This window comes from Acinetobacter sp. AOR01_HL (assembly GCF_027855455.1).
GTDB lineage: Bacteria > Pseudomonadota > Gammaproteobacteria > Pseudomonadales > Moraxellaceae > Acinetobacter > Acinetobacter baumannii.
On the sequence record NZ_JAKTIM010000017.1, the window covers coordinates 80,826 to 92,893 of the forward strand.

The 12,068-nt window shown below is 37.6% G+C and carries 17 protein-coding genes; 10 read left to right on the forward strand and 7 right to left on the reverse strand.

Features of this window, described 5'->3' with window-relative positions:
* Positions 1-15: 15 nt before the first annotated feature.
* The 7 genes from MKL62_RS03930 (at position 16) to MKL62_RS03960 (ending at position 4,680) form a co-directional block, all read left to right on the forward strand.
* Entirely contained in the window at positions 16-324 is a 309-nt protein-coding gene (locus MKL62_RS03930) for a Rieske (2Fe-2S) protein (protein WP_000134203.1), read from the forward strand.
* A 25-nt stretch (positions 325-349) separates the two neighbouring features.
* The gene (locus tag MKL62_RS03935; protein WP_000753036.1) at positions 350-958 is read left to right on the forward strand and encodes an OB-fold-containig protein; all 609 of its coding nucleotides are present in this window, start codon (positions 350-352) and stop codon (positions 956-958) included.
* A gap of 384 nt (positions 959-1,342) precedes the next feature.
* Positions 1,343-1,537: a cytochrome oxidase putative small subunit CydP gene (cydP, locus tag MKL62_RS03940; RefSeq protein ID WP_005128519.1), complete on the forward strand. Its 195-nt coding sequence runs from the start codon at positions 1,343-1,345 to the stop codon at positions 1,535-1,537.
* Entirely contained in the window at positions 1,537-3,123 is a 1,587-nt protein-coding gene (locus MKL62_RS03945) for a cytochrome ubiquinol oxidase subunit I (RefSeq protein WP_005128518.1), read from the forward strand. Before cydP ends, MKL62_RS03945 begins: the two co-directional genes overlap by 1 nt.
* On the forward strand, positions 3,120-4,265 hold the full coding sequence (gene cydB, locus MKL62_RS03950) for a cytochrome d ubiquinol oxidase subunit II (protein WP_005128517.1): 1,146 nt from the start codon (positions 3,120-3,122) through the stop codon (positions 4,263-4,265). Before MKL62_RS03945 ends, cydB begins: the two co-directional genes overlap by 4 nt.
* A gap of 13 nt (positions 4,266-4,278) precedes the next feature.
* A complete protein-coding gene (gene cydX, locus MKL62_RS03955; RefSeq protein ID WP_000270276.1) occupies positions 4,279-4,380 on the forward strand; it encodes a cytochrome bd-I oxidase subunit CydX in 102 nt (33 codons plus the stop codon).
* Positions 4,381-4,680: a cyd operon YbgE family protein gene (locus tag MKL62_RS03960; protein ID WP_085916945.1), complete on the forward strand. Its 300-nt coding sequence runs from the start codon at positions 4,381-4,383 to the stop codon at positions 4,678-4,680.
* A 12-nt stretch (positions 4,681-4,692) separates the two neighbouring features.
* Here the strand turns inward: MKL62_RS03960 and MKL62_RS03965 are convergent, their stop codons facing one another.
* The 6 genes from MKL62_RS03965 to MKL62_RS03990 form a co-directional block, all read right to left on the reverse strand.
* Positions 4,693-5,217 carry a GNAT family N-acetyltransferase gene (locus MKL62_RS03965; protein WP_002157656.1) on the reverse strand — a complete coding sequence of 175 codons (525 nt, stop codon included), beginning with the start codon at positions 5,215-5,217 and terminating at the stop codon, positions 4,693-4,695.
* Between the two features lie 72 nt (positions 5,218-5,289).
* Positions 5,290-5,961, reverse strand: a complete 672-nt coding sequence (locus tag MKL62_RS03970; protein ID WP_005128515.1) for a YccT family protein — start codon at positions 5,959-5,961, stop codon at positions 5,290-5,292.
* A gap of 225 nt (positions 5,962-6,186) precedes the next feature.
* Positions 6,187-6,783, reverse strand: a complete 597-nt coding sequence (locus MKL62_RS03975; RefSeq protein ID WP_000102943.1) for a nitroreductase family protein — start codon at positions 6,781-6,783, stop codon at positions 6,187-6,189.
* Positions 6,784-6,972: 189 nt separating this feature from the next.
* Positions 6,973-8,079 (reverse strand): signal recognition particle-docking protein FtsY, encoded by a 1,107-nt coding sequence (ftsY, locus tag MKL62_RS03980; RefSeq protein ID WP_001187342.1) that lies wholly within the window; start codon positions 8,077-8,079, stop codon positions 6,973-6,975.
* A gap of 107 nt (positions 8,080-8,186) precedes the next feature.
* On the reverse strand, positions 8,187-8,513 hold the full coding sequence (locus MKL62_RS03985; protein ID WP_000955083.1) for a hypothetical protein: 327 nt from the start codon (positions 8,511-8,513) through the stop codon (positions 8,187-8,189).
* Between the two features lie 100 nt (positions 8,514-8,613).
* Positions 8,614-8,973, reverse strand: a complete 360-nt coding sequence (locus MKL62_RS03990) for a hypothetical protein (RefSeq protein ID WP_000185571.1) — start codon at positions 8,971-8,973, stop codon at positions 8,614-8,616.
* Between the two features lie 215 nt (positions 8,974-9,188).
* On the opposite strand from MKL62_RS03990, the gene MKL62_RS03995 reads away from it, so the two are divergent.
* The 3 genes from MKL62_RS03995 (at position 9,189) to MKL62_RS04005 (ending at position 10,704) form a co-directional block, all read left to right on the forward strand.
* Positions 9,189-9,422: an SEL1-like repeat protein gene (locus tag MKL62_RS03995; RefSeq protein ID WP_000616034.1), complete on the forward strand. Its 234-nt coding sequence runs from the start codon at positions 9,189-9,191 to the stop codon at positions 9,420-9,422.
* A gap of 335 nt (positions 9,423-9,757) precedes the next feature.
* Positions 9,758-10,132: a DUF2750 domain-containing protein gene (locus MKL62_RS04000; protein ID WP_202962345.1), complete on the forward strand. Its 375-nt coding sequence runs from the start codon at positions 9,758-9,760 to the stop codon at positions 10,130-10,132.
* A gap of 140 nt (positions 10,133-10,272) precedes the next feature.
* The gene (locus MKL62_RS04005; protein WP_000156920.1) at positions 10,273-10,704 is read left to right on the forward strand and encodes a CBS domain-containing protein; all 432 of its coding nucleotides are present in this window, start codon (positions 10,273-10,275) and stop codon (positions 10,702-10,704) included.
* A gap of 50 nt (positions 10,705-10,754) precedes the next feature.
* Here the strand turns inward: MKL62_RS04005 and MKL62_RS04010 are convergent, their stop codons facing one another.
* A complete protein-coding gene (locus MKL62_RS04010) occupies positions 10,755-11,963 on the reverse strand; it encodes an aspartate aminotransferase family protein (protein ID WP_000129947.1) in 1,209 nt (402 codons plus the stop codon).
* Positions 11,964-12,068: the final 105 nt, after the last annotated feature.

Sequence of the window (12,068 nt, forward strand, 5' to 3'; positions counted from 1 at the left end):
ATGGAAAGGATCTGTATGACGGAAGAAGTTCCTGAGCGTGAAGCTAGAGCTTTTGACACTTTACAAGGAACTACTATTTTCATTACACAGCGTGATGGCTCTTTCTACGCCTATCAGAATTTATGCCCACATTTGCAAACCGAACTTGAATACCTAGAAAACCAATTTCTAGATCAAGACCAAGAATATATCCAATGCTCAACCCACGGTGCTTTATTTAACGTGGAGACTGGTGAATGTATTTCAGGTCCTTGTTTAGGTGAGTTTCTAAATAAAGTTGAGATTAAGGTGCATTCAGATGGCGGTATTTATATCGTAGACTGAGATCATCAACATTAGAGTTTCTACCATGGCTGATTTCTTTTTTAATTATTATCTTATGCCATTTCATTTAAGTGTTGTGGCTTTGATATTGCTCAGCGTGGTAGAAACTATTGGTATGTATGTTGGTTTACGACCAAGCCAGCTATTAAAAAAAATTGCGCCAGTTTGGCTTACCAATTCCCCTTTGCTCAATGTTAAATTTTCTAAAGCTCTAATTTTTGTTTTTTTACTCATCAATTTCAGTTTTGCCGGTTATTTTTTACAGCTTTCTTTCTTTGCTATACAGCATTACTTTATCACTCCGTTTTACTTAATCATCCCTGCACTGGTCATCGCGATTTTCTTTACCGTATTTATGATTCACTGCCTTGATCAAGTCATTAAGCCCAAGCTTACACATACCAACTATAACCTTTTAGGGCGTCTAGCAACTATTTCCAGTGGTAGTGCAAGACCTGGTTTTTCAGCGCAAGCCCGTGTACGTGATGAGTTCGGACAACTGCACTATGTCCAGGTTGAACCTGAGTATGGTGAGTTAGAACTATATTCACAAGTCATCCTTATCAAAGTGCATAAAAGCCATTATGTTGCCAAGAAAATTTCTGTTTCGAATGACCTTTTCGCGCCTGATTAATTATTAATAATTCTTCTCGTCTTTTATTGCTTTTAAAAGGTGTAATTATTGCCTTTATTTTACTGTTATTTTAATTGAATATTAAACCAACCATTTTAGTTAGAAATAAAAAAATACTTTATTATATCCAACCTTTTTAATCAGAATTAAATATAAATCAAACTATTTTAATCAACTTAATATTTTTATTTACAAGTGTTTTAGTTGGATTTAATAATTAATTCAAACTATTTTAGTCAGATATTTTATCAATAATTATTTTAAATTACTAACCACATGATTTTTATTACAAAAATAATTAAGTTTTTATTTAAAATATATTTATTGTTTATTTTTAATATATTTTGATTAATAATGAAATTAATATGTATCGAGGTTTATTTTATGAGCCTTAAAAATCTAGATATTAACTCCCGATTAATTAGAGAAATCGCAATTATTCTAATAATTAAAGTCGCGCTTCTCTTAACAATCAAACATATTTGGTTTGACGCTCCTACTATCCCCAAAAATTTTGACAATCAGGTCGCCGAGCATATTGCAGGCGATAACTCTTCCCCCATTAAGGAGACACGTTGATGATTTCTGAAAGCGTGGTTGATCTTTCGCGGTTCCAATTTGCCATGACCGCAATGTATCACTTTCTTTTCGTACCTTTGACCCTAGGCCTTGCGTTTATTCTGGCTATTATGGAAACCACTTACGTTATATCTGGTAAAGAGATTTACAAGGATATGACTAAGTTTTGGGGAAAACTATTTGGTATTAACTTTGCCTTAGGCGTAACTACAGGCTTAACCATGGAGTTCCAATTCGGAACAAACTGGGCATATTACTCTCATTATGTAGGTGATATATTCGGTGCGCCATTAGCAATTGAAGGTTTAATGGCATTCTTCCTTGAGTCTACATTTATCGGTCTATTCTTTTTTGGATGGGACCGCTTAAGTAAAGTTCAACATCTAGGAGTAACTTGGTTAGTTGCCCTAGGTTCTAACATGTCAGCGCTCTGGATTTTAGTTGCGAATGGCTGGATGCAAAACCCTGTAGGTGCAGCATTTAACTTTGAAACCATGCGTATGGAGCTTGTAGATTTCGGTGCACTTATTTTCAACCCGGTTGCACAGGTTAAATTTGTACACACTGTTTCTGCCGGATATGTAACAGGTGCGATTTTCGTACTCGCCATTTCAAGCTACTATCTACTCAAAAAACGTGACCTTCCTTTCGCACGTCGTTCATTTGCAATTGCTGCCATTTTTGGCCTTGCTTCTACACTTTCAGTAATTTTACTCGGTGACGAGTCGGGTTATGAGTTAGGTGATGTTCAAAAAACTAAACTCGCTGCAATTGAAGCCGAATGGGATACTCATCCTGCTCCTGCTCCGTTTACTTTGTTTGGTGTACCAAACCATGAAGAAATGCGAACAGATTATGCAGTTAAAATTCCATACGCATTAGGCCTCATCGCCACTCGTTCAACTACCAAAGAAGTTACTGGTTTAAAAGACTTAATGCAGCAGCACGAAGTTCGTATTCGTAACGGTATGCTTGCTTATGCTGAACTTGAAAAATTACGTGCTGGTGATCGCTCACCAGAGTTATTAGCTTCATTTGAGAAAAATCAAAAGGACTTAGGCTATGGTCTACTTCTTAAGAAATATGCTCCGAATGTAGTCGATGCAAGCGAGCAGCACATTCAAGCAGCGGTAAAAGATACTATTCCGAATGTTACAGCTCTGTTTTTCTCTTTCCGTGCAATGGTTGCTTCTGGCTTCTTAATGCTGCTTCTTTTCATTTTAGCAACTTGGGCAGTAGCGAAAAGAAATGCTGAGAATAAACCTTGGCTACTTAAATATGCATTATTTGCCCTACCACTTCCATGGATTGCTGCACAAACCGGTTGGTATGTAGCAGAGGGCGGCCGTCAGCCGTGGTCTATTGGTGAAATTTTACCTACGGACTTATCAGCTTCAAGTTTAAGTACAGGTGATGTATGGGGCTCAATTCTCGCCCTAGCAGCGTTCTATACCGTACTTTTGATTATTGAAATGTACTTAATGATTAAGTTTGCTCGCTTAGGCCCAAGCTCACTTCACACTGGTAAATACCATTTTGAAAAACAAGAGCCAAAAGCAGCTGTTAATGGGGAGGCTTTATCATGATTGAATATGAACTCCTAAAAATCATATGGTGGGTGTTAGTTGGAGTCCTACTCATTGGATTTGCCCTAACCGATGGTTTCGATATGGGCTCAATGGCACTCATGCCTTTTGTTGGTAAAACTGATAACGAACGCCGTGCTGCTATTAATACAATCGCACCCCACTGGGATGGTAATCAGGTCTGGTTTATCACTGCTGGTGGTGCACTATTTGCAGCTTGGCCAATGGTATACTCGGTCGCATTTTCCGGAATGTATTGGGCCTTATTACTTGTGCTATTTGCCCTGTTCTTACGTCCTGTAGGTTTTGACTATCGTTCTAAACTTGAAAATACCCAATGGCGCAACTCTTGGGACTGGGGACTTTGTATTGGTGGTGCCGTACCAGCGCTTGTTTTTGGTGTTGCCTTTGGTAATTTATTCTTAGGTATTCCTTTTAATTTAGACAGTACATTACGCTCGGAATATTCAGGTAGCTTCCTTGCTCTTCTTAACCCATTTGCTTTAGTTTGCGGTATTGTCAGCCTTTCTATGTTGTGTGCTCATGGCGGCGCTTGGCTTATGCTACGCACAGACGGCGCCTTGAAACAACGCTCTGCTAAAGCAACTCAAATTATGGCAGCCATATTTTTAGTTTGTTTCCTTGTAATTGGAGCATGGTTGTACTTTGGCCAAGTCCCGGGTTATAGCTATGCTGCTGCAGTTGATCCAAACGCAGCACTTAACCCTTTAGCCAAAGAAGTAGTCACAAACAATAACCCAGGCTGGATGAATAACTACAGCAGCTATCCGATTACAAAAGTAGCTCCTGTACTGGCAATTTTAGGGGCAATTATTGCCTTCTTTACAGCATCAAAAGCCAAAGCAGGTTTAAGTTTTGCTGGCACAAGCTTAATGATTGTAGGTGCGATTTTAACTGCCGGTTTTGCACTCTTCCCATTTTTATTGCCATCGAGTGTTAATCCAAACTCTAGCTTAACAATGTGGGATGCCGTATCAAGTCATCGTACTTTAGGGGTTATGACTGTTGCTGCATGCATATTCGTTCCGATCATTTTGATCTACACCAGTTGGTCGTATTACAAAATGTGGGGCGTTATTACTAACAAACATATCGAGTCAAACTCGCATAGCCTGTACTAATAAGGAGAAGCAAATGTGGTATTTCGCATGGATTCTTGGGATTTTGATGGCATGTTTCGCGGGTGTATTGAGCGCTCTTTATATCGAACATCATCAAAATTTAGATGAGGAATAAATCATGGCAACCGCAATGACAGCATCAAATCAACGAAAAGCTCAAGCATTCGCAATGGCCATTTCATTTCTGTTGGCATTGCCACTTGCTGTAATTTTACTGGTGCATCCTTCCCTCATGTTAGATGCAAACGGACACTACAATCATAGCCAGCTTATGCTGGTGATGGTGGGTATTTCCGGAGGCTTCATTTATGGAGTGGGTTTTGTGCCGCACTTCTGGTTATGGAAATGGTTGTTTAGTCCATGGATAGCTTGGCCTCTCATGCTTTTAGGCTATTACATCTGGTTTCTAACCTAAACAAAAAGGACCTCATTTGAGGTCCTTTTTCATTTCGATTAGTTTAATTGGTATAAGTGGTAATCCAACATTTGCGTCAAGCGGATATGGTTCATGATTACCTGTTTTTATATATCCGCGTCTTTCATAATAAGCAATTAACTCTGAACGCACATTTAAAACATACATGATTGCGCTGTCCAATTCAGGTACTTTGTGTAAAGCAAATTGTTCAGCATACTCCAAAACAGAACGCCCTATTTTCATATTCTGAACATGCGGATCTGTACAAAATGTTCCTATCTCAACTGTATTACTTTGAAATGTAAGACCAATACATGTAACAACTTTTGAAGAATCTATTTCTCCAATTAATAATACTGAATTAGGTAATTCTAATTGATGTTTCAATTGCTCTTTATTAATACGTTGCCCTTTTACATATTCAACTTCAGTAGTCCAGCTTCTACCTTGTTGTTCTCTATATGACTGATTAATCAACTCTACTAGTGTTGGGATGTCACTAAATTCTGCTAAACGGAAATTTAATTTGATCATAAATATACTTAGGCTATTTAAAATATTCTAAAAATAAAGCCGATATTAAATCGGCTTTATTTTGAATAGCAATTAATTCGACTGCTCAGCTAACCAAGCCATAAACTTTTGGCGCTCTGCTTTAGAAGATTTTTTCCAAATTTCTGTCAAACGCTGATCATTAGTTTGTGCTACACCAGTAGCAGGCATGGTTGTTGCAACAGGCGCAATAGCTTGAGTCGTGGTAGGTTTTGCAGCAGCATACACAGCGTCAGGTTGCTGTTTAGATGATTTAGTCGTGAAATCAGTAACCTTACCTAGCAATCCCGATGCAAACCACGGTCTTGCCTCATTATTGGCACCAGTTTGTTGAACAATTAACTCATTGTTTGAATTATATAAAGCCACTGTAGGTTGCTCAGCATATTTTTTGGCTTGTTCAAATTGTTTTGGAGCATCTACCATTGCAAGCTTATAAGTTTGACCATCTTTGAGCGCTGGAGTTTGAATAGTAACTACTCCTGACTTAACAATATCGTGTTCGCCACTTAAATGCTCAAAATATTCTTGATAACGTACACTTAGGCTTGTCTCACCAGCATCGACTTTATAATTATTTTTAGAAGAACGGAATAATCCAGAGTTGACTTCCTGACCATTCACCGCAAGGATTACGATTTCCTCTGGCGCTGTAATTGTAACTGCTGAAAATACTGAACCGCTGAGTAATAAACCCATAGCAGCGACACTTAATCTTAAAGTCATCTGTTCACGTCTCTGTAATATTTAATAGTTTGTAAAAACATGAGCAATATGCAATATGATTATGACGATTTTATGACAACCTCCTGTTTACAAAGCCGCCGCTCAAGCTTTTAAAATATTTTTTGAATTCTAATAAACATATACTTTATTGATCATTAATTTCTAACTAACTTTAAAAGCATAAAAAAAAGAGTACCCTCTAGGTACTCTTTTCATCCACTCAATTTAGTTGAATGTTTTAAAACGATCTTCATCGCTAATAAATGCTTTTTCACCAGCTGGTGCTTCAACAGAACCAAATACAAGTTGAGCACGTAATTTCCAAGTTGCTGGAACATCAAATGCTTCAGCAGCATCAGCATCAACAATCGGGTTATAATGCTGTAACGATGCACCTAAACCAAGTTCTGAAAGCGCAGTCCAAGTCGCAAACTGAGCAATTGCACTTGAATGTTCAGACCAAACTGGGAAGTTATCTGCATATAATTCAAATTGCTCTTGCAAGCTTTTAACAACAGCTTGATCTTCATAAAATAGTACTGTACCAACACCAGCAACGAAGCTATCAATCTTTGCATTTGTACCGGCAAAGGCATCTGCAGGAACAATTTTACGTAATGCTTCACGGACTAAATTCCAAAATTTAGCATGTGATTCACCATAAAGAGTAACAACACGTGAAGATTGAGAGTTGAACGCTGATGGGCTATGTTTAACCGCTTCACGAATAGTTTCTTCAATTTTTGTGCGATCTAATGCAACATTTTTACCAATTGCATAAATAGTACGACGGTTTTTAATTTTATCTAAGAAAGTAGACATTTTTTATTTCCTACCTATTTAATTGACCAGGGGCCGTTGTTTGGGAATGAATATAGTCTATGGAACTCATTTCTTATAATCAGCATTAAAAATATGACAGTTCGTTTTATTTTCGCAACAATAAAAAAAGATATGGATATAAAAAAACCTCACTATTTTGTGAGGTTTTTCTTAAGTCTTGGCTAAGAATTATTTTTCAGTTTCAAATAGTGCTGCAACAAACGATTTCGCCGAGAATGGTCTTAAATCATCAATTTTTTCACCCACACCAATGAAACGAATTGGCACATGAGTACGACTAGCAATATTAAATAATACTCCACCTTTTGCTGTACCATCCAACTTAGTAATGGTAATACCTGTTAAACCGACAGCCTGGTCAAATTCTTGTACTTGGTTGATTGCATTTTGTCCAGTACCCGCATCTACAACCAACATAATTTCATGAGGCGCTGTTGCATCAATTTTTTGCATAACACGCTTAACTTTCTTAAGCTCTTCCATCAAATTACTTTTGTTATGCAAACGGCCCGCAGTATCTGCAATCAGTACATCAATACCTTTAGCTCGCGCACTTTCAAAAGCATCAAAAATAACTGATGCACTATCGGCACCATGACCTTGAGCAACTACAGCAATATCGTTACGCTCACCCCAGATTTGCAATTGTTCAGTAGCAGCAGCACGGAATGTATCACCTGCCGCCAACATCACTTTTTTGCCTTCACCTTGTAAACGCTTCGCTAATTTACCAATTGTTGTCGTTTTTCCAACACCATTTACCCCAACCATTAAAATCACATAAGGTGATTTATTAGGGTCAATATGCAAAGGCTTCACACGTGGAGCAAGCAAAGCAACCAACTCTTCTTGCAAAGCTTTATAAAGTGAATGTGAATAGATCAAATCACCACGAGCAGTACGTTCAGTTAAGTTGGTAATAATCGTTTTTGTTGCATCAACACCAATATCTGCAACTAATAATTGCTCTTCGACTTCTTCAAGCAACTCATCATCAATTTCTTTCCCACCAATTAAGATATTAACCATCCCATCGGTGAAATTACGGCGAGTTTTGCTCAAGCCTTCTTTCATTCGTCCAAAGAAACCAGATTTTGGTTGCTCAGGTTCTGTAGAAGGTGCAGCCTCGACCACTTCTTCAGCTTTTACTTCTTGCTTAACAGGTGACTCAACGATAGGAACATCGATAGCAGGTAAATTAGGCAATGTGACATCGTCATCCCCGATCTCAGCATCTATCAAGAATTTATTTTGCATATTCGATTGTTGTTGCATGCCGATTCCTTGAAAAGCAGCGTGTTAAAAAACGGAAAGTTTAGCATAAATTCAAATTTTTGCCTGCTTCAATAGCGTGCAAAACCTTTTTGAAATAAAGACAATACTTATTGAGTATCTTCTTGCGCTAATGCAGGATATTGCTTGATATGATTATGTTCAAACTGATAAGCATGCATTAACTTTAAATACTCTGCTCTATGAATTTCTGATTGAGCCATAATCAACTCGGCCATATCTTGAGTTCTTGGATAAGTAGCCTGTCGAGAAAGTTGCACAATTCGTTGATACTGTTCTGAATTCACAGGACGTAGTAATGCCAAATAAGACAGCATAAAAATACAGCCAATGATAATAATCACAACCAGATTAAAACATTGATCTGCCTTTAACTCAGACTTTAATTTAAGAAAATTTTCTTTGAATGTGAGCATGACCTACCTCTAATGAATGTAGTGTAGGGTTCAATGCACTTCAGCACAAGGTCAAAATCCAGTAAGGCTATTATTCTTTAACCTTACTGGATGACAATTGCTAGCCCATTAAGGAACGAATTACAGAGAAGTATAAAATTGCAGCAATAATAACTAATACTAATAGCATAGCAAAAATACTTAAACCTTCTTCTGCATCTGCTGGGTGCAATTCATCTTCATCTGCAATTTTTCTAAGTTCACCATCATAAACTTGATAGAACCAAGCTTTTTGATTAGGGTCTAATTGACGAGCATAGTCGAAAACCCGTTTCCTTTGTGCTAAACAATAATCCCCTAAATGTATTTCTTGATGGAAAATTGCTTCGTCTAATAATTTACGATGGTAATGGGCAAGTTCTATGATTTGCTCCTCTTTAGGAGGATTATCAAAAACAAAGCCATCAATAGTATTTGTCATAGTTATTCTCCTTGTCTTTTATTCTCATATTGATTTTACTCAAAATTATTTGTGAATAATGTTTAATCATGTATCCTAATAGTGAACTAATTGATGCTTCTCAATAGTTGACAAATCCATTAATTTGTAATATTAGTTTAACAATTCTAAGTTAAATTAGTTCAAAGGCAGTGGCCTTTAGAAAAAGTAATCATAATTACAATAAGGAGTTTTATATGATTCAACGTATCTCTCATCATGATTTAGAACATGTATACGCAACTGCGGTTAACACAATTCAGTCTCAAATGAATTTCCAAGATGCAGTTGCACAGTTAGAAGAAGTTGCTCGTGCTGGTCACGGTAAAGCTGCTTTGTTCTTAGCAGAACTATACTACCAAGGTTTCCGTGTTGAACGTGATTCCATGAAAGCACAATACTGGCAGAAACTAGCCACGATGCAAGCATAAAGAAACGTCACTTAGGTGGCGTTTTTTTATACCTGTAAAAAGTTCAATACAAATTAACCATAACTATATTCATCTTGCGCTTCGCCAAAGCTTTAGTCCCTTTGTCTTGCTCAGGTGGCGTTTTTTATACCTATACAAAACCCAAATTACCTATTTGCCTAAAGCCTTACTTCGCCACTACAGTCGTGACTTAGAAATTACCCCTTATCCAGCATTTATTTGTATAGATATTTCTACTCATCAATATTTGTTTACGATTTGACACCTGTTTAAACTGAAATGTCATGTGGTTCTCTTATAATAAGCAGGACAAGTTGAAAACCTTTAAATTTAAAATGAACAGATTAAGTAATCTACAACCGGTTTCTAAAGACTTGATGATCAAGATTTATATTTTAAGAACCATGATGTACTGCGGGGTTCTGTGGGGACTATTTGATGAAGGCTGGGCCATTAAATCAGATCAGGAAGATTTTATTTTTCCGTTCTGGCTAAATGGAGTACAAGCACATCGATACGCCAAAACTCACTGGCCCAATTACAAGCCAAGAAAAATTACCCCAAAAGACTTCCATGAATCTTTATTACCTACTTTAACACGGTTAAAAGTCACTCCTGCTTTATTTAACTCATCTCATCGCAAGTTGAAGTTATCTACACAGCAAATGCATCATTTCTTTTTTAATCATCCGAAATGGCAGGTAGCTTAAAGTTTCTTTGAGCTACCCAAGATAGCGTGCTTTTTGAACGCTTAAGCATAAAACTTATATTTGAATGACTAGCAAGTCTTTGCATTTTTCAAAAATCGAGCTAATTTAAATCAAAATGATAAAACAACAGGACAGAAGAAATGACTATCGTTGCACAAGTAATTAAGAACAAATCTGAACAAGCCATTTTTACAATTTCACCCGAAGCAACTGTCCTCGAAGCAATTACGATTATGGCTGAAAAAGGTATTGGTGCTTTAGTCGTAGCAGAAGGTGAACAGGTTGTCGGTATCCTATCTGAACGTGATTACACACGAAAAGTAACGCTTATGGAGCGTTCGTCTTATAGCACTACAGTTGCTGAAATTATGACAGCAAAAGTGATTACGGTAGGTTTAAATAATACGGTTGAAGAATGTTTACAGCTTATGACCGATCGTCATTTACGCCACTTACCTGTATTAGATAATGGAAAATTGGTTGGTTTCATTTCAATTGGTGATTTGGTTAAAGCCGCTATGGAAGATCAGAAAGTTTTGATTGAACAATTAAAGCAATATATTTCAGGCTAAATACAAAAATAAAAATGGGCGATTAACGCCCATTTTTATTGTCCTTAAACTTAAAGATAATTCGTAATTAATGCGACTAAACGCTCTAGCAAAATATCAGCTTGAGCTTGTGTCATGTTAATTGGCGGTAATAAACGCACCACCGAACCTGCCGTAACGTTAATAATAAGTTTGTATTCATCACGAGCAATCGCAACGAGCTCAGCACAATCTTTAGGTAATTGGATACCAATCATCATACCGAAACCACGTACTTGCACATTCTTATCCGACAATTGAGCACGTAATTGGTCAACAATATAATTACCCACTACTGCTGCATTCTCTACTGCATTCTCCTTCTGGATCGTATCAATTACCGTGTAAACCACACGAGAACCCAGTACTGTACCACCATAAGTAGAACCATGACTGCCAGGCCCTAACAACCCTACCGCTTTACCTTGAGTCATTACAGCACCCACTGGAAAACCGTTACCCAAACCTTTTGCAGTAGTCAAAACATCCGGAATAATATTTGTATGTTGATACGCAAAGTATTTACCAGTACGGCCATTACCAGTTTGGATTTCATCTAGCATCATTAACCAGTTGTGCTGGTTACAAATTTGGCGAACTTCTTCTAAATAGCTAAATCCTTGTGGTGCAGTATTAATACCACCTTCACCTTGAATTGGTTCAATTAAAATAGCAACGATATCTGGATGCTGTAAGGCAGCCTCTTGGATGGCTTCAATATCACCAAATGGCACTCGAACAAAGCCTTCCACTAAAGGTGCAAAACCGTCTTGTACTTTCTTGTTACCAGTTGCTGAAAGTGTCGCTAAAGTACGTCCATGAAATGACTGCTCAGCAACAATAATCTTTGGCAAGCTTATACCTTGTTGAGTACCAAATTTACGAGCAATTTTAATTGCCCCTTCATTTGACTCGGCGCCGCTGTTTGAAAAGAAAATTTCTTCCATACCTGAAACTTCAGCAAGCTTTTGAGCAGCCGCAGTTTGCCAAGGAATTTCAAACAAATTACTCGTATGCACTAGTGTAGCTGCTTGCTCTGCAATGGCTTCTGCAATAGCAGGATGAGCGTGCCCTAAACCACATACAGCAATACCAGTGAGTGCATCTAAATATTCTGTACCATCTTGTGTATAAAGATACGCCCCTCGGCCTCGAACAAAACTGATCGCTTGGCGACCATAAGTAGCCATTAAATGTGTTGGTTGATCAGGTTGTACTGGAGCTAGGGTAATATCAGTCATCACGAACTCTGTCTGTATGAGGTTTTAAGAAGGGTTTATATAAACAAAAACTTGCACTGATGAAAAGTCTCATCATTCATTTATCTAAAATTTCGTCTGCTTTTT